14 protein-coding genes, 2 tRNA genes and 1 pseudogene are annotated in these 17,210 nt (G+C 44.6%); 6 read left to right on the forward strand and 11 right to left on the reverse strand.

Annotation, left to right across the window (positions count from 1 at the left end):
• Positions 1–15 precede the first annotated feature (15 nt).
• The 3 genes from C8268_RS00230 to C8268_RS00240 all read right to left on the reverse strand — a co-directional run bounded on the left by C8268_RS00230 (position 16) and on the right by C8268_RS00240 (position 3,900).
• Entirely contained in the window at positions 16–360 is a 345-nt protein-coding gene (locus C8268_RS00230) for a YojF family protein (protein ID WP_106769775.1), read from the reverse strand.
• A gap of 168 nt (positions 361–528) precedes the next feature.
• On the reverse strand, positions 529–2,586 hold the full coding sequence (locus C8268_RS00235) for a catalase (protein ID WP_106765812.1): 2,058 nt from the start codon (positions 2,584–2,586) through the stop codon (positions 529–531).
• A gap of 231 nt (positions 2,587–2,817) precedes the next feature.
• Positions 2,818–3,900, reverse strand: a complete 1,083-nt coding sequence (locus C8268_RS00240; protein WP_106769776.1) for an AI-2E family transporter — start codon at positions 3,898–3,900, stop codon at positions 2,818–2,820.
• Positions 3,901–4,059: 159 nt separating this feature from the next.
• On the opposite strand from C8268_RS00240, the gene C8268_RS00245 reads away from it, so the two are divergent.
• Both C8268_RS00245 and C8268_RS00250 read left to right on the forward strand, forming a co-directional pair.
• A complete protein-coding gene (locus C8268_RS00245) occupies positions 4,060–4,437 on the forward strand; it encodes a hypothetical protein (protein WP_106765813.1) in 378 nt (125 codons plus the stop codon).
• A gap of 48 nt (positions 4,438–4,485) precedes the next feature.
• Complete coding sequence (locus tag C8268_RS00250) at positions 4,486–5,187, forward strand: DUF421 domain-containing protein (RefSeq protein WP_106765814.1); 702 nt, start codon at positions 4,486–4,488, stop codon at positions 5,185–5,187.
• Here C8268_RS00250 and C8268_RS00255 read toward each other — a convergent pair.
• Both C8268_RS00255 and C8268_RS00260 read right to left on the reverse strand, forming a co-directional pair.
• A pseudogene (locus C8268_RS00255) lies at positions 5,184–6,714 on the reverse strand (ABC-F family ATP-binding cassette domain-containing protein). The gene C8268_RS00250 and the pseudogene C8268_RS00255 overlap by 4 nt on opposite strands.
• 477 nt (positions 6,715–7,191) lie before the next feature.
• Entirely contained in the window at positions 7,192–9,333 is a 2,142-nt protein-coding gene (locus C8268_RS00260) for a hypothetical protein (RefSeq protein ID WP_106765815.1), read from the reverse strand.
• 247 nt (positions 9,334–9,580) lie between these two features.
• Here C8268_RS00260 and C8268_RS00265 point away from each other — a divergent pair, with 247 nt between their 5' ends.
• Positions 9,581–10,711 carry a phosphodiester glycosidase family protein gene (locus tag C8268_RS00265; RefSeq protein WP_106765816.1) on the forward strand — a complete coding sequence of 377 codons (1,131 nt, stop codon included), beginning with the start codon at positions 9,581–9,583 and terminating at the stop codon, positions 10,709–10,711.
• Between the two features lie 115 nt (positions 10,712–10,826).
• On the opposite strand, the gene C8268_RS00270 is transcribed toward C8268_RS00265, so the two are convergent.
• Genes C8268_RS00270 through pxpB form a run of 4 tightly spaced genes read right to left on the reverse strand, consistent with a single transcriptional unit; the run spans position 10,827 to position 13,992 of the window.
• Positions 10,827–11,471, reverse strand: a complete 645-nt coding sequence (locus C8268_RS00270; protein WP_106765817.1) for a pyroglutamyl-peptidase I — start codon at positions 11,469–11,471, stop codon at positions 10,827–10,829.
• A gap of 55 nt (positions 11,472–11,526) precedes the next feature.
• Positions 11,527–12,282, reverse strand: a complete 756-nt coding sequence (locus tag C8268_RS00275; RefSeq protein WP_106765818.1) for a LamB/YcsF family protein — start codon at positions 12,280–12,282, stop codon at positions 11,527–11,529.
• Entirely contained in the window at positions 12,257–13,279 is a 1,023-nt protein-coding gene (locus C8268_RS00280; protein WP_106765819.1) for a 5-oxoprolinase subunit C family protein, read from the reverse strand. The genes C8268_RS00275 and C8268_RS00280 overlap by 26 nt, the downstream gene beginning before the upstream one ends.
• Entirely contained in the window at positions 13,276–13,992 is a 717-nt protein-coding gene (gene pxpB, locus C8268_RS00285; protein ID WP_106765820.1) for a 5-oxoprolinase subunit PxpB, read from the reverse strand. Before pxpB ends, C8268_RS00280 begins: the two co-directional genes overlap by 4 nt.
• Positions 13,993–14,177: 185 nt before the next feature.
• Here pxpB and C8268_RS22830 point away from each other — a divergent pair, with 185 nt between their 5' ends.
• From C8268_RS22830 to C8268_RS00295, 3 genes are all read left to right on the forward strand, one after another.
• Positions 14,178–14,351: a hypothetical protein gene (locus C8268_RS22830; RefSeq protein WP_199794787.1), complete on the forward strand. Its 174-nt coding sequence runs from the start codon at positions 14,178–14,180 to the stop codon at positions 14,349–14,351.
• Between the two features lie 128 nt (positions 14,352–14,479).
• Complete coding sequence (locus tag C8268_RS00290; RefSeq protein ID WP_106765821.1) at positions 14,480–15,712, forward strand: aminopeptidase; 1,233 nt, start codon at positions 14,480–14,482, stop codon at positions 15,710–15,712.
• 403 nt (positions 15,713–16,115) lie between these two features.
• On the forward strand, positions 16,116–16,841 hold the full coding sequence (locus C8268_RS00295) for a lysophospholipid acyltransferase family protein (RefSeq protein ID WP_106765822.1): 726 nt from the start codon (positions 16,116–16,118) through the stop codon (positions 16,839–16,841).
• Positions 16,842–17,012: 171 nt separating this feature from the next.
• Here C8268_RS00295 and C8268_RS00300 read toward each other — a convergent pair.
• Both C8268_RS00300 and C8268_RS00305 read right to left on the reverse strand, forming a co-directional pair.
• A tRNA-Pro gene (locus tag C8268_RS00300) sits at positions 17,013–17,086 on the reverse strand.
• A gap of 13 nt (positions 17,087–17,099) precedes the next feature.
• Positions 17,100–17,176: transfer RNA gene (locus C8268_RS00305), tRNA-Met, on the reverse strand.
• Positions 17,177–17,210 lie beyond the last annotated feature (34 nt).

Here is a 17,210-nt window from a genome sequence, read left to right on the forward strand (position 1 = left end):
CATCTCCTGTTCCTCTTAAAAGGGCTCCCGGCTGAGCTGTAAAGCGACGACCAGCTTGCCTTGACTGTCATGCCCTGCCATAATCAAACGCTCGGTTTCATTTTTTTCAAAATGGGTCAACCCCTCAGCATAAACCCAACCCTGTTCCATCTTTAAACCTACGCGATAAGGGCCGTTTCCAGAAATCGAGCCATGCGAAAATCGAATCTTCGCATTCGTAATAAAGTTAGCGGCTGGATGCTTGGAACTATCGTGATGAGCGGCGTACGCCCCCGTCGTTAGCTCAAGATGTATGTACAAATCTTCATCCGTCAGCTTATTGATCATATGTTGTACTTCTGAAAGTTGTATGAGTTCCATATTCTCCTCCGGCACAGCTGTGTAAAGTGACATACCAGCTAATATTATGATTATTTTAACATAATTCGTTAGAAAGGAAACTTGTTTCATTATAAAAACACGAAGCATGATCATCTCATGCTCCGTGTCTTTGATCTACCACTCCATGATTTTCGCTTTCTGCAATATTTAGAACGTTCTGGACCAGTGACGATGCGCTGCAATCGAATCCACGAGTCTTTGTCCGAATTGCTGCATCGTTTCATCTGGCTGCAAGACTACGATTCCCGGTGCCGTCGCTGTCGGCAAAAGCTCGACACCTTCACCAAGAGCGCCGATCGGCTTGAAGTGCTGATAAGCTTCTTTAACAAAATCCATTACCTTCGGGTCCATTTTCAGCTCATCTACACTTTGCCTTCCACCGGCTACAAGCACTGCATCAAACAATACCGAATCAGCGCCAAGCGTTGAATGCTGCACTTCCAATCGGCTCACAGCATCGCTTGTAATGGCGCCCAGCTTAGGGCTCACAACCTCGGCTATCACGCCTGCCTCCTTCAACTGTTGCAGCACTGCCGATAACTCTTCATCCCGATAACCATTGCCAGCAAGAACGGCTACTTTACGCGTCATAGGTGATTTTTTCGTATTCATCATGCTGAGCGCAGGCGATGTTTTCGTGGATGCACTGCCTGATTTTTGCGGCGGAATCGTGCCAATGCCCTCCGAAATGCGACGAGCAAGCTCTCCATCGACATTGGCGAACGTATCAACGATATTTTGCCGGATTTCTTTACTCTTCACTTTACTAAGCTCAAATTGGAATGCGGAGACGAGATGCTGCTTCTCTACATCCGACATACTGTTCCAGAACATGGATGCTTGACTGTAATGATCTTTAAAGCTGTCGCTCCGCTGACGGATTTTGCGCCCCTCCACTTTTTCAGTGTAATGCTCATACCCGCCTTGCTCTGCCGGAACCGGAAACGGTGAATTGTTGGCCATTGCGTTCTTGTGATAACTAACCGGACCCGGATTGATTGTCATACGATGCATACCGTCCCGCTGATTGTTGTGCACCGGAGCAATAGGCCGGTTGATCGGAATCTCATGAAAGTTTGGACCGCCAAGTCTGGACAACTGTGTATCCGTATAGGAGAATAAGCGCCCTTGAAGCAGCGGATCATTCGTAAAATCAATACCTGGAACGACATGCCCCGGATGGAATGCGATCTGCTCTGTCTCAGCAAAGAAATTGTCCGTATTTCGATTTAACGTCATTTTGCCAACGATTCGGACTGGAATTAATTCTTCCGGCCATATTTTGGTCGGATCAAGGATGTCAAAGTCGAAATTGAACTCTTCCTCTTCCTTGATCATTTGAATCCCCAGTTCAAATTCAGGGTAGTTCCCAGCTTCGATGGCATCCCATAAATCCCGGCGATTGTAATCCGGATCTTTGCCTCCCAGCTTCTGAGCCTCGTCCCATACAAGGGAGTGAATACCTAGTACAGGTTTCCAGTGAAACTTTACAAAATGCGCCTCGCCACGCTCATTTACGAACCGGAACGTATGTACACCAAAGCCCTCCATCATACGGAAGCTGCGTGGGATAGCCCGGTCTGACATAGCCCACATGACCATGTGCACGCTTTCGGTGTTGTTAGCTACGAAATCCCAGAACGTATCATGGGCAGACTGTGCTTGCGGTATTTCATTGTGCGGCTGAGGCTTCACGGCATGGATGAAATCCGGAAACTTCATCGCATCCTGTACGAAAAACACCGGCATATTATTGCCGACGAGATCATAATTGCCTTCCTCTGTGTAAAATTTAGTCGCAAATCCTCTCACATCTCGCACCGTATCTGCAGAGCCTCTGGAACCAGCTACGGTTGAAAATCTGACAAATACAGGTGTTTTCACCGATGGATCCTGTAAAAATTTTGCTCTCGTATACTCTTTCAGCGACTCATAAACCTGAAAATAACCATGGGCACCAAATCCTCTGGCGTGAACGACTCGTTCCGGAATACGTTCGTGGTCAAAGTGAGTCATCTTCTCTCTGAAGTGAAAATCTTCCATTAAGGTAGGTCCACGTGCCCCAGCTTTCAAAGAATGCTCATCCTCTGACACTCGCAAACCTTGATTCGTTGTCATAGGCTGGTTGTCATCATAAACTTTAAATTGTTCCAGCTGCTCATCTTTTTTTGTCTTCTCTTGGTTTGAATTACGATGTTTGTCCATTCGTTCAACCTCCTCATCATGTGTTAGTCGGCGAATAAAACAATGGATAAAGCCGAAGATAATGACAGCTTTTGACTCTGTTTTTTTATTACCCGTTCTGCAAATGTCCGAATCCATCTTCATTATTTCTTCATGAAGTGATGATGGAAATTAAAAAAACCTTCCCTTCAATCTCTTGGAAGTTAGCAACTGCCAAAAGACGAAGAAAAGATTTCTATGGTTGGAATACGGCTACGCTTCTTCCCACTTTTCCCTGAAAAACCTGTTGTAAATACGTGAAACTAAAATTTTGAGCACCATATACATCGGGATGATAATGATGATTCCGAAAATCCCGAACAGATCACCACCGGCAAATACAAGTATGATTGTAGTTAACGGGTGAATGTCCAGCTGCTTTCCGAAAATATAAGGTGCCAAGAGGTTGTCCTGTATTTGCTGTGCAACAAGAATGATAATCAGAGCCCAAATCGCAGTAGAAGGCGACTCTACGAATCCGATAATGACGATCGGAATAGATGACAGTATCGCCCCGACAAAAGGAATAAAATTCATAATCACCGCAACAATCGTTAACAACGATGCATAAGGCAGGTCGATGATGAGAAATCCGATATACATAAGCACACCGAGCGCAACATTAACCAGTACTCTTCCTACAATAAAGTTGCTCAGTGCCTTATCGATTTCTTCCATCGTCTCGGTTCCTTCTTCACGAAAACGCTTCGGCAAGAAACTGACAATTCTCTGACCGAATTTCCCGCCCTCTTTTAACATAAAGAAGAGAAAGATCGGAAAGGTAAACAGTATAATCGCGAAGTTCGAGAAAAAAGAAACCAGGCTCGACATATAATTGGTCAGAAATGAAAATCCTTTATTTAAAAACTCTGTAATCTGATCTGTTCTGTTGCTATCTTCCGGAAATAAATTAGATAAAAAAGTTGTATTTTTCAGCTGCTCCAGCTGATTTCCCAAAGCGGTAAACAAGCTCGGTGCGTTTTCCTGAAGAGCGATGATCTGCTTGCTTAACGAAGGCCAGACTCCCCACACAAATCCTGCAAGCATAAAAGCGATCACAACATAAAGAAACAGCACAGACAGTGAACGATTTATCTTTTTCTTTTCCAAAAAATTAACGGCCGGACGGAGCAAATAGTAAAAGAACCCTGCGATCAAGACAGGAACAATGATAAGAAGGCTGAACAATGAAATGATCGGTTTGAATATAAAACTTACATGTGATCCCAGGTAGACGATGATCAGCATCAAAATGATACCGATACATATTTTATAAAATTTATTCATGCTAATCAGCAGATCCCCCATAACGAATGATGTAATTACTATATGTCTGAAATGTATTATATCAGAACATCGCTTATGTCCAAAATGCTGAACATGGTGAACGTGCATAATGATAACGGTTAGAGGAAAATATAAGCTTTAAAGCTATTGTCCCGGGGGTTTATTAAGATGTCACAACGTACGATCACTATTATTATCGCAGCTCTACTCTTTGCTATAGGAGGTGTCTTGCTTATTAGCCAGCATTTCATGTTGGAAGCAAAGCATCCTAATTTCAAAGAAAAAATAGCGAAAATTTCGGATTATGCGATCCAGCAGAAATGGGAAGAAGCTGAGCAAATGTATCAAGCTGCGCGTGAGCAGCTTGATCGAGCTGCCGCCATTATGGTCATCAAATACGACAGTGAAGTATATTTGATGCTGGAAACGGTACTCGAGCGGATGGAAGCGGCCATTATTGTTCACGATCAGGCTGGAGCTGTGCGTGAAGCAAAAACCGCGATGATACTGTATGACAGCATCACCTCTGTCACACTCCACCCATAGAGTTGATTGCTTTTATGGAGCGTACATATAAAAAGGAGTTGCAATTTTATGTTGGCCAGTCTACTTGTTTATACTACACGAGCCGTTATCGTCATTTTTTTCACATGGTTAATCGTTAACTTGATGGGTAAAAAGTCAGCAGCTCAAATGACCCCTTATGAAATGGCGTTGTTATTTATTATTTCCAACGTAGCTTCTCAGCCCCTCTTGCTGCAAGATCCGCTTCGGACAGGCATTGCACTCATTACTCTTTTCCTCGTTGTAGCCTTTCTTGCACGTCTATCGTTATTCAAGCCCTTCTATGAAATGGACTCCAAACCCAGTATGCTCATCATAAAAGGCCAGATCGATGAAGTCGCACTGCGTAAAAACCGTATGAACCTCCCGATGTTATGCTCACAACTGCGACTTCAAGGATACTTTAAGATACAAGATGTCCATTATGCGATTCTGGAATCAAACGGAGAACTGTCCATATTGCCAAACTCAGGTATCCGCCCTGTAACACCGCAAGACTTGAAATTAAAGCTTCAGCAGGAAGAACCGGCGATCGTTGTTATTATGGACGGGAACTTGATGTTTGAAAATTTACGGCTAAGCGGATTTGATGAAGCCTGGCTATCAAAGCAGCTGCATCAGCAGCTCGGCAATGACGATGTGCGGCAGGTTTTTTTTGCCGAAATAGCAGGCGGACAATTATATGCACTCCCGTACAGCAAACGAAAAAATAAATCGTTTAAAAAAAATTAACTCCAGTCTTGCACCGACCATACGTGTGTCACCCAATCCAAATAGAAATCAGGCTCGTGAGAAACAAGGATAATCGTACCTTCATACCGGGTTAAAGCCTCTTTCAGCGCTTCTTTGGCATGAACATCAAGATGGTTAGTCGGTTCGTCCAGCACAAGCACATTGGCTCGTGTAATCATCAGCTTGCACAATCGCACCTTAGCCTGCTCGCCGCCGCTAAGCTGCGATATCGAACGACGGATATGCTTATCGGTCAAGCCGGAGCTTGCCAGCGTCTGCCTGATTTCTTTTTGCGTGAGGTCAGGACGACAGTTCCATAAATACGTAAGCGGCGTCTCTTGAGATGTCTCATGTTCCTGCGCATAATAAGCGACCTGAACACCATCACCTATGTGCAATATGCCGCCTAATGGCGAAATATTACCGATCAATGTTTTCAGCATCGTTGATTTTCCGATTCCGTTATAGCCGGTTATGGCAATCTTCTCACCGCGTGTTACTACAAAATCCTTTGGGCTGAAAAGCGGCTGGATATACCCGAACTGAAGCTGCTTCGCTTCGACAATTTTGCTGACCGGCTCTTTATTCACTGTAAACTTGAAGCGTGGTTTAGGCGTTGTCTTCTGAATCTCGATGCGCTGAATTTTACTCAACATTTTCTCTCTGCTTTTTGCCTGCTTAGCATTGCGATTCCGGTTCTTCTGCACAAAGCTTTCAAGCCTGCTGATTTCTTTCTGCTGTCTTGCGTAAGCATCATGCAGCTGATGACGGCTCAGCTTATATTGATCTTTGAAAGCAGCGTAATTTCCGGTATATCGTTTAATATGATGATGCTCCAAATGGAAGATCGTACTTGTCACTTCGTTCATGAATTCCTCATCATGTGACACGACCATATAAGCTGACTCATAACGTTTTAAATAACCGATTAACCACTCGATATGAACATGATCCAAATAGTTGGTCGGCTCATCCAGCAACAGCACGTCCGGTTTAGCCAGTAACAGCTTCCCCAGCAGCAGCCGATCGCTGCCCTCCGCTCAGTTCTCTCACATCACGGTCTAAACCGATATCCACAATACCCAAACCAGCGGCGACCTCTTGAATTTTTAAATCCAAATTGTAAAAATCATAGTGTTCAAGGCTATTCTGAAGCTGTCCGTATTGCGATAATAAAGATTCCATATGATCTGATGTAGAAGTCATTTTTTCTGCCAGCTGAAGCATGTTTCGTTCCTGATCATACAGATGACGGAATACATCCTGCAGCGCTTCCAGCACCGTTAGTCCTGCCTTTAAATCCTGATGTTGCTCCAGAAACCCCACCCTTACTCCCGGCATCCATGTAATTGATCCGGAATCCGGGATGATCTCCTCAGTCAGCATGCGGAGCAGTGTTGATTTGCCAGCTCCATTACTCCCGACTAGTCCTGCGTGTTCTCCTTTTAACAGCCGGAACTCCAGACCGCTAAATAATAATTTATCTCCATACGTATGCTTAAGTTGTTCTACGTTTACAATACTCATCCTTACTCTCTCCTTAGGTTTCAATTCTGAAGCCAACCGAAAAGAGCAATAGGAAAGAACGATCTTCAATTTATATAGATATAGCAAAAAATGGGTAAGGTGAACACACCCTACCCATTACAATATAACATTGTAAAGACAAGGAAGAATGACGTTCTGATCTACTGTTCTTCGGTTGGAATAGCTAAAAAAGGGCAGACCTCTCCCGTCTATCCCATTCTCCGAATTAAAACAGTAGACAAAAAGAACATTTATCTTCCTCCTCACTTCAAGTATTGTTGATCATTGGTACATATACGACACTTGCAGTATAACCGGATGATCGAGAATAAGTCAATACTAGGGGTCCCTATGGAAGCCGGCCAATGAAAATTAGGCTATCAACCAAAAGGGGATTACTGCTTTTCCTCACTCGCGTTTGTCGACAGATGTACAAAAAGAAGCCGCTTCCTTCTAACCGGAAGCGGCCTGTATGAATTACTTGACATAGACCGTTATAGTCACCGTTTTATTACCATACTTCGCTTTGATACGCGTCGAACCTTTATCCTTCGCTACAATTTTACCGTTAGACACGGTAGCAACAGAGCTTTTGCTGGTGGACCATTGCGCGCTGCTAGTGACGTTATTGGACTTGCCGGTATCATATTCAGCCATCAATTGAACGGTTTTAATATCACCCGGCTTCAGGTACAGCTTCTTCTCGCTCGGGATCAGCTTCTTCAGTTTCGGTACCACTTTCACCTTGATGCTTACGTTAATACCCTGATACGAACCGCTAACGGTTGCAGTACCTTCTCCTACAGCTTTAACGGAAGAACGGCTCGTTGTTACAACGGTTGGATCAGATGATACCCAATTCATCTTAGACGACAGTGTGACCGATTTCCCATTGGAGTAATATCCTGTCGCTTTAATCGATTTAGATTTCTTGATATTCAATTCTATCGTTTCCGGATTGACAACGATCTTAACGATTTCTCGCTCTACCGCTACCGGAATCTTGATACTTTGATTTAAATACGTACCTTTCAGAGTGGCAGAACCATTGGTCAGTCCTTTAATTTTTCCGTCTTTTATAACAGCGACCGATCCTGTCAAAGACCATTCTATAAGAGAGCTCACATCTTCTTCGTCGCCATTCTCATAAACAGCCGTAACCTGCGGCAGAGCTGCCGTTTTGCCTGTAACGATCTGGTATTCCTCAATCGATGGCAAGAGGATAAGCACCTTCTCATTAACGGTAACGCTTACCTCAACGACTTCTTTGCTGCCTATTTTTCCGGTCAATACCGCTTCGCCTTTACCTTTGGCGTTAACCTTGCCATCATCTACCGTGACTACATTCTCATCGCTTGTAATCCATTGTACATGTTTACTGAAATCCTGCTTTTCATTGTCGAGCAATGTCCCCGTTACTTTAGGGGTAGATTTGGATTCATCTTTGAGAAGTTTCATTTCGGATTCAGCTGCCACAAACTCGGTAACAGTCGGTAATACCGTTACTCTAAATTCCTTGGTCAATCCCATATATGAAACCTTGATCGTAGAACTTCCGGTTGCTTTTGCCATCAATTTGCCGTTGTCTACCGTTACCGCCAGCGGATTTGAAGAAGTCCAAGTTGCTGCAACCTCCACAGATTGCGTTGCGGCATTACGAACCGAGGCCGTAATCGTTTTGGATTCATTCAAAAACATTAGTGGATTTTTAATGAATTCCATCTCATCCAAAATCAACGCTTCGTATGGATTTCGCACATAAACATCAATCTTCGCAGAATTTCCTAAATACGTCGCGGTGATCGTCGCTTTACCTAATGCAACGGGCTCAAGCTTTCCATCAACGATTTTAGCTACTGAATTGTCCGAAGACTTTAGCTCCGCTTTATCAGACACATCCGTACCCAGTCCCGCTTCAGAATCCGAAGTTCTTGCAAAAACTTTGACGGTTTCAGGCTGATCTCCTACGAGCCACTCCTGCTTCAAATTCGGATCGATGGCAAGCTTCTCGTATGGAGATATCACTTTTACTTTATACGATGCACTGAGACCTTTATATTTAGCCGTAACAGTAGCACTGCCTCTACCGATCAGTTTCAACTTGCCTTTATCAACAGTCACAACTCCTTCATCGGAGGAGGACCAGCTTGCTTCCGAAGTGACATCATTCGTACCATCAGCCAGCGCCTTGACTTCAATGCCTTCTTCACCGAGCTTGTACTCAACTTCTTTCGGCTGGTTAATTTCAAACTTTTCAGCCGCATAGCTTGAAATGACCTTAATCGTTGCAATGGCACCTTTATACTTCGCTGTAATAGTTGCAGTTCCTTTATCAAGCGGCGTAAGCAGCCCGCCTTCTACCTTAACAATCTTGGTGTTGGAAGAAGTCCAGGTCGCCTCATTCGTTACATCTCTCTTTGTCGAAGAGCCTTCAATCGTTGCCAGAACGCGAAGCTGTTTCGTCGACTCGCTAACTGTAAGATGAATTTCTTTCTCCGAAGTGTCAAAATCGATAGATGTTAAATCCCCGCTAGCCGCTAGAGCACTTGAGGGAAACACCATAGCCAGCATCATCACAATGATTAGAAATAACTTGGGCGCTTTCCTGTTAAAGATCATTCATTCCTCTCCTTTTTCCTTTCACAGGTATTTTCCAGTGCTATAACGTTTTATCGACATTTATCCTATAGGTTGTTACCTTTTTGCACAAAAATAGGTATATCGAATTATTTCCATCTAAATCTTTATGACTAGTAAAATTTTCGAAATTGAATGATTCTACTACAGTTTTAACTATGAAATTCCGATAAAAATGAAGTATCACGTTGTTACGTGACATAATACATATCGAGGAGAAGAATCGCACATGAAAAAAATCGCAACTTTAGTACTACTAGCGATGTTCACGCTAGTAACCCCGCTCTATGCCGCTTCCCCAGCAAAAATGCTGACCTATGTGGATAAGAGCAATCAATCCTTCATTCCAGTTGGATTGTTAAAAAGCTATGAAGGGATCAAAGTAGGCTACAACTCAGCTCAGAAAAAGATAACGATTACCAAGGGAGAGACCGAGCTTATACTTTATGTCGGCAAACGCACGGCATATGTAAATGGAAGCAAATCAAGTTTGAAGGCTGCCCCTTTCCAATACAACGGGAATACATATGTACCGCTTCAATTCGTCAGCAAACATTTGAACTTAAATATTAAATGGGAGAAAAACACTTCGTCGGTCATCATCTCCGAAGGAGAGACAGCGAAACCTTTGCCTGTTCTATCAGGTTCTTTAATCTCGCCCAGCTCCAAACCGATCGTATCGGCACGTAAAACCTTTAAGGTCGGTTCGCGCACATTCCATACACAGATGCTTACCATCTCGCTGCTGCACCCTAAAGTGAAACTGGACGTTGCACTTGCCGGTAATAAAATAGGAAAAGTCGAACAACTGCGTAGCTTGGCCAAGCGTAACAAAGCCGTCGCTGCCATCAATGGAACGTTTTTTGCAGCATACGCAAAAGGATCTTACAAACCACCTTTTGGTTATGTCGTTGGCTCTGGCAAGCTTTTAAATAACAGTCCAGGAGACCGGCGAACTGTGTTTACGTTTGACAACAATAACCTTGCTCAATTAGTCCCTGGACCGGAATTTAAGGATCACTTTACGGCAGGTAAATCGACAGGTGCTGTGCAAGCAGGTCCGCGATTAGTTGTTGACGGAAAAGTTTCTCTTAATGTGAAGAAAGAAGGTTTCCGAGATCCGAAAATTTTGACCGGCGCAGGCGCACGGAGCGCTCTTGGGATTACAAAAGATCACAAGCTCATTTTGCTGACAACGAGCGGAGCAACGATTCCCCAACTTGCTGAAATCATGAAAAAAGCCGGTGCCTATCAGGCTATGAATTTGGACGGAGGCGCATCCAGCGGTCTTTACTATAACGGTTCTTATCTGACGACACCTGGACGTCCGATCAGTAATGCAATTATCGTAAAATATTAATACCCCATTATAAAGTCGTGATCACGCCAGAAGGGATGTCTCAAAAAGGTCGATTGACCTAGAGACATCCCTTCTGTCTGTTCCAAGACGTTCCTAGCAGGAATATTCCTTTCGATCATTCAGTCGCTCTCATTTCCTGCACTTCATCGATTGTCGTCTGAATGATCATTTCCAGTCCTTTCAGCATCATTTCATGTGTCAACGTCGGCAGCGAAGGTTTGTCGACCGCCATTTCGGTCGATGCTGGAAAATGAACAAAACCGCCAAGCATAGGCAACTGATGTATCCGGATATAATCCAGCACAGCATACATCGTATTATTGCAAATAAAGGTTCCCGCCGTGTTCGACATAGAAGCTGGTATCCCCTGTTCACGCATCCGCTCTACCATCTTGCGAGCAGGCAGTCGGGTAAACAGTCCATCAGGGCTTCCTGGCCGAATCAGCTCATCCTGCGGACGTGCCCCCCGATTATCCGAATATGGAGCATCCGGTTCAATATCTTTCACATTCACAGCGATACGCTCTGGAGTAATCGATGTTCGCCCCGCAGCAACGCCGCAGGAAATGACTGCATCCGGATGATATGATTCGATTTCTCGCAGAAGCAGTTCCGCACATTCGTCAAAATGTACAGGAAGCAATATTGTTTTTAACTCTGTATTTTCAAAAGGAATGTTGACTATATCCTCGATAAGACGCTCTGTTGGATTCAAGCTGCTGCCTCCAAAAGGTTCAAAGCCGGAAATTAAGATTTTCATGCGAAAATACCTCCAAATCATCTAGTTCTGGTTTATAGGAATGGATTGAGCACCCTTAAACTGCTTTCACTTCTACTCCTTCCGCCTCAAGCCGGGAACGAAGCAGAGATGCAAATTGGCAAGCATGCGCTCCGTCTCCATGAATACATATCGTGTCCGCATGAATTGGTATTTTCTTGCCGGAAACAGTTTGAACTACCTTCTCCTTCACCATGAGAAGTACCTGCTCCACCGCTTGGCTGGAATCGGTAATGAGCGCCCCTGGCAAGCGTCTTGAAGTTAATGTACCATCATCTTGATATGTTCGATCTGCGAACACTTCTTGCGCGGTTGATAATCCAAGCTGCTGACCGGCATGTATCAATTCGCTACCAGATAAACCAAACAGGATCAGACTGGAATCGATGGTATGTACCGCAGTAGCGATAGCTTCCGCAAGCGCTCTGGAAGTCGCCGCCATATTATACAATGCACCGTGAGGCTTCACATGCCGCAACACGCCCCCTTCCTGCTTAACGAAAGCTTGCAGCGCTCCGATCTGGTAAGTGACCATATCATATGCCTCGTCGGGAGTAATATCGATGTTTCTTCTTCCGAAACCCGCCAGATCCGGCAGCCCAGGATGCGCCCCGACTGAAACTCCTCTGCTGAGCGCCTGTTTTACCGCTTTCCGCATAACTGTAGGGTCTCCGGCATGGAAACCGCAGGCTATATTGGCTGAAGTAACATGACTCATCAGCTCTTCATCCACGCCTATGCGGTAAACACCAAAACTCTCGCCCATATCAGCATTTAGATCCACCTGCAGCATCATATTCCTCCTTTAGTTTTATATCGATCATTCTGGACAGAAGTCTTAGTTTTCGGCTTCGATCGATCAAAAGCGCTTCTGCCTCCTGTAATGTGATCTCGTTAAATCGTATGCAGCCTCCTGGCGGGACCTGAGCAACAAGCGGGATATCAACACTTGCCACTTGTGCAATTTTCGGATACCCTCCATGGGTTTGACAGTCTGCCATCAAAATAATAGGCTGACCGTCAGCTGGCACTTGAACAGTCCCCGGTGTCACCGCTTCGGATATATATTCTTTTGGAGTGCTTAAACGCAGCGGTGACCCCGACAGCCGATATCCCATCCGGTCTGATTGAGATGTCACCTGAAAAGTCTGATCAAACAGTGATCTCCTGCTTTCTGCATCAAAATCATCAAACTGATTGCCCCGAATAACCCGAATGATCGGCTGATGATCATCTTTAAGAAATACGGCAGCTGGAATCGACCATTTTACGGAATAGAAAAAATCTCCTTTATTCAACCGGGTTGCTGGAGCACTGAACCCTCCAGCTCTAACATCTAGAACATCTCCGGGCTGTAATGCTCTTCCGTGAAATCCTCCAATACCTGCGCGCAGATAAGTACTTCGGCTCCCCATCACTTCCGGCACATCCATCCCACCAGCAACAGCCAAATAAGCTCTACATCCGGAAACCGGTTTATGAAAAGTAAGCCTGCTGCCCTTACGAACGAACACCGGCCGCCACATCGGAACACTCACCCCCTCAATCGCAGGTGAAAAATCCGCGCCTGTAATCGCAACCCACTGATCTTGCCCGAACTCAGCAGTAAAGCCCGACCAAGTTAATTCCAGCGTTGCTTCATCCTCATGATTACCGACTAGCCAATTCGCTGTTCGATGAGAAATGTGATCCATCGCTCCGGACACGCTAACCCCGAATTTCCCGTACCCGATTCTTCCTGAATCCTGAACGGTAGACAACAGTCCTGGTTTTATAACGGTTATACTCATGCGCCTCCACCTTTCAAGAACATGAACTCCATACGGTCTATTTGATAAAAACGTATATATTGCCCGCCTTGCAGTAGTGTTGGAGGATATTGATCTGGCAAAAACAATTCAAGCGGTGTCCGGCCGATAATCTGCCAACCGCCAGGTGTTTCAAGCGGGTAAATTCCCGTTTGATTTCCGGCTATACCAACGGACCCCGGGGGAACTTTAAGCGTTGGGGTCTTTTTTCGGGGAGCTGAGATGCGTTCAGACATTCCGCCGACGTAAGGAAAGCCGGGAGTAAAGCCAATAGCATAGATTAAATAGTCTTTTCCACAGTGAATATCGACCACTTCTTCCGGTGTCAATCCGTTCAGAACAGCAACGGTTTCCAAGTCTGGACCGTATTCTCCGCCGTAACATACCGGAATATCGACAATAACAGGCGCTCGCTCCGTCTCAGGCTTCATCTCAGCCAACAATTCATTTAGAAGTGAACACACTGCTTCAAAGGAAGAGCGGGCACCCTGAACTTGAGGAAGCTTGAGCAAATCATAATGAATACTGACCGAGTTAAAAGAAGGGACGCATTCCTTAAATCCCGGAAACGGATTGTTTTCAATATGCATCGCCGCAGCGTAAACCTGGTGGTGGATCGACTCGCGGATCATATGACCGAACCGGATAAGCACAGCAGAATCACCTAAAGGAATCATGTCATGATGCTTCTTCATGCTGTCCAACCTCCTTCTTACAGCTCTGACTCATTCTATAAATCCATAATATCAAAGAAAAGGCGATTAGAAACATGAAATCATTCATTTTGAAATCCAACCAGAACGATGGACAGCTTGCATAATATTCCGCCAATTCGGGACACTAAACCTGTGTTGCAAGTTATTAAAGGAGGTGTCTGCAAATGAGCAAATCCGATGCTAATAAACCATCGAAGTCCGAGGTATATACTACAAAGATGAACAAAATGCCTGTTCCAGGTGAAGGATTAGATGACACGGAATTTTCTGCTGAAGAATCGGCAGAGGTATTTATGAACAATCCGTCCTCAAAGAAGACTTCAAATGAGCAGCAATAATATAAAAAGAAAACAGTAAAGACCTCATGGTTCTTCTGAAGGCAGAAGGCCGTGAGGTCTTTTTCAAATATAAAACCAACATGTTAAACTAATATAGTAGTGATCAAATGATATGGAGGAATATACATATGAGCGATTTTGAAACGATGTTGGAAAAATATGCAGAACTGGTGGTGAGGGTAGGGGTTAACATACAGCCCGGTCAAGTTTTGCTGGTGAACGCTCCGCTAGAGACCGTTGAACTTACCCGCCAGATCGTAAGTAAAGCATATGAAGCAGGCGCGAAATATGTTCAGGTCGATTGGGATGATGAAGCGATTACCCGGATTCGATATGAAAAAGCGCCGGATGACTCTTTCGCCTATTATCCGAAGTGGCAGGCTGACATGATGGAACAGCTGGCTGAAGGCGGGGGAGCCGTCCTTCATATTAAAGTACCTGATCCGGAGTTGTTCCGCGGCATCGATTCGTCCAAAGTGTCAACCGCTGTTAAAGCTGCCGCCATAGCAAGAGAAACATACCAAGCCTACGTAAGAAACAACAAAGTCAGCTGGTCTTTAATCAAAGCGCCAACCCGAGCTTGGGCGAACAAGGTTTATGCCGACCTGCCGGAAGAGCAGCGGATAGATGCAATGTGGGAAGCGGTATTCCAGATGAACCGGGTGAATACGGAAGATCCGGTTGCTGCATGGCAGAAACACATTGCGGAACTGAAGCAGCGTCAGGAATATATGAATAACAAACGATATAAAAGCTTTCATTACCGCGCGCCAGGCACAGACCTGCACGTTGAAATGCCGGAAGGCTATCTCTGGCTTGGAGGCGGGGACCATAACGAGTCCGGTGTGTATTTTGTCGCGAACATGCCTACAGAAGAAATCTACACCATGCCGCATCGTACAGGCGTCAATGGAACAGTAACCAGTACACTTCCACTGAACTTGAATGGCAGATTGGTCGAAGGCATTACCTTTACGTTCAAAGACGGAAAAGTGGTTAAGTATGATGCAAAATCGGGGCGCGAGCATTTAACTACACTGCTTGAAACAGATGAAGGTGCTTCTTATCTAGGCGAGATGGCTCTCGTACCTTATGATTCCCCCATCTCCCGTTTGAACCGTGTGTTTTACAATACTGGTGTGGATGAAAATGCCTCTTGCCATTTTGCACTGGGCAGCGCCTATCCGGTTAACATCGAAGGCGGGACCAAACTTTCCAAAGAAGAGCTGCTCGCAAAAGGCGCTAATGTCAGCTTAACACATGTTGATTTTATGATCGGTTCGGAAGAGCTTGAAATTGACGGTGAGCTGGCTGACGGCACGATTGAGCCAGTCTTTCGTAAAGGCAGATGGGCATACTAATGCTTTTTGTATAAAGAAACGTGTACAAAGACTAGTTTAAAAGCAAAGACCCCGCGACGAAATATCGCGGGGCCTTTTACGTGGGAAGCGGTAAATAAAATCGCAAATGACACAGATGACTATAATGTCCTGATTAATCCTTGAAGAAATCCTCCGATTTCTCCAGTCTTAGGTCGTCCATGGTGAATCAATCCCTTCGGAATAAACGACTAACGTTCATTTTGTTCCGGCCGACAATTGATAACAACCACTTCCCACTTGTTCTATATTTACCCGATCATCCATTGGCTGAAACGGATGATCCTTAAGATGATCAATGTAAATTTCCACCATTCATTTATTTTCTCATAAAAGTTATACTGGCTATTATAGGTTTGGCGATTAATGGCGAAAGGACAACATCATGAAAATTATTCACACAATCTTTTGGTTTATTTACTTCTGGCTCTATTTAATTATGATGATTCCGGGTTTGTTTAAAGCAGCCTGGTTACAAAAGAAAGGGCGCATGGAAGAATATGATGCTTACATCTCCAAACATGTAGGAAGATGGGCGCGCTCATTGTTAAGAGCAGCCGGAGCGAAAGTTACTGTGCATGGAATGGAGCATATCCCGCAGGAAGCAGCCGTATTCGTATCTAATCATCAAGGAAATTTTGACGTACCAATTATGCTGGGGCATATTGGTAAACCGAAAGCTCTGCTGGCCAAAGCGGAGCTGGCCAAGCTCCCTTTTATTCGAAAATGGATGAAACATTTACGATGCATTTTTATTGACCGGAACAATGTAAGACAAGCGATAAAAAGTCTAAATGAGGCAGGCAAGTTAGTAGAAAACAACTATTCAGTTGTTGTCTTTCCTGAAGGTACAAGAAGCAAAAATGATGAGCTTGGGGAATTCAAGCCCGGTGCATTTCGGATCGCCGCAAAAACCGGAGTGCCGATTGTTCCGATTCGAATTCAAGGCTCTTACAAGCTGATGGAAGTTAACGGTTTTTGGATAAGCCCTGCCGATGTAACGGTTACCATCCTGCCACCTGTTCCAACCAAAGGATTGAGCAAAACAGAGATTGCAGCTTTGCCTGATCAAGTAAAAGAACTTATTGCAGCAGCCAGCTATATAGAATAAGTTTGGTTCTCTTCTACATGTGGCTTCATTGAATGTACAAAAAAATCGCTCCTTTGTGAATGATGGTATGTCGCTTTCATTCTATCAAAAGGGCGATTTTTTTGCGTTTAGAAAACACAAAAAAGATGTCTCACAAGATCTAAGGATCTTGTGAGACATCTTTTTATATAATCGGGACGACACGATTTGAACATGCGACCCCCTGGTCCCAAACCAGGTGCTCTACCAAGCTGAGCTACGTCCCGTTATTTTCTTAATTGGTTGCGGGGGCAGGATTTGAACCTGCGACCTTCGGGTTATGAGCCCGACGAGCTACCTAGCTGCTCCACCCCGCGCCATTAAAATAAAACCTGCATCATTTGAAGAACA

Source organism: Paenibacillus faecalis, assembly GCF_900289175.1.
GTDB lineage: Bacteria > Bacillota > Bacilli > Paenibacillales > Paenibacillaceae > Paenibacillus_AQ > Paenibacillus_AQ faecalis.

Coding starts and splice junctions, on each gene's coding strand:
- C8268_RS00230 (WP_106769775.1), bottom strand. CDS start 360: ATGGAACTCATACAACTTTCAGAAGTACAACATATGATCAATAAGCTG.
- C8268_RS00235 (WP_106765812.1), bottom strand. CDS start 2,586: ATGGACAAACATCGTAATTCAAACCAAGAGAAGACAAAAAAAGATGAG.
- C8268_RS00245 (WP_106765813.1), top strand. CDS start 4,060: ATGTCACAACGTACGATCACTATTATTATCGCAGCTCTACTCTTTGCT.
- C8268_RS00250 (WP_106765814.1), top strand. CDS start 4,486: ATGTTGGCCAGTCTACTTGTTTATACTACACGAGCCGTTATCGTCATT.
- C8268_RS00260 (WP_106765815.1), bottom strand. CDS start 9,333: ATGATCTTTAACAGGAAAGCGCCCAAGTTATTTCTAATCATTGTGATG.
- C8268_RS00265 (WP_106765816.1), top strand. CDS start 9,581: ATGAAAAAAATCGCAACTTTAGTACTACTAGCGATGTTCACGCTAGTA.
- C8268_RS00270 (WP_106765817.1), bottom strand. CDS start 11,471: ATGAAAATCTTAATTTCCGGCTTTGAACCTTTTGGAGGCAGCAGCTTG.
- C8268_RS00275 (WP_106765818.1), bottom strand. CDS start 12,282: ATGCTGCAGGTGGATCTAAATGCTGATATGGGCGAGAGTTTTGGTGTT.
- C8268_RS00280 (WP_106765819.1), bottom strand. CDS start 13,279: ATGAGTATAACCGTTATAAAACCAGGACTGTTGTCTACCGTTCAGGAT.
- pxpB (WP_106765820.1), bottom strand. CDS start 13,992: ATGAAGAAGCATCATGACATGATTCCTTTAGGTGATTCTGCTGTGCTT.
- C8268_RS22830 (WP_199794787.1), top strand. CDS start 14,178: ATGAGCAAATCCGATGCTAATAAACCATCGAAGTCCGAGGTATATACT.
- C8268_RS00290 (WP_106765821.1), top strand. CDS start 14,480: ATGAGCGATTTTGAAACGATGTTGGAAAAATATGCAGAACTGGTGGTG.
- C8268_RS00295 (WP_106765822.1), top strand. CDS start 16,116: ATGAAAATTATTCACACAATCTTTTGGTTTATTTACTTCTGGCTCTAT.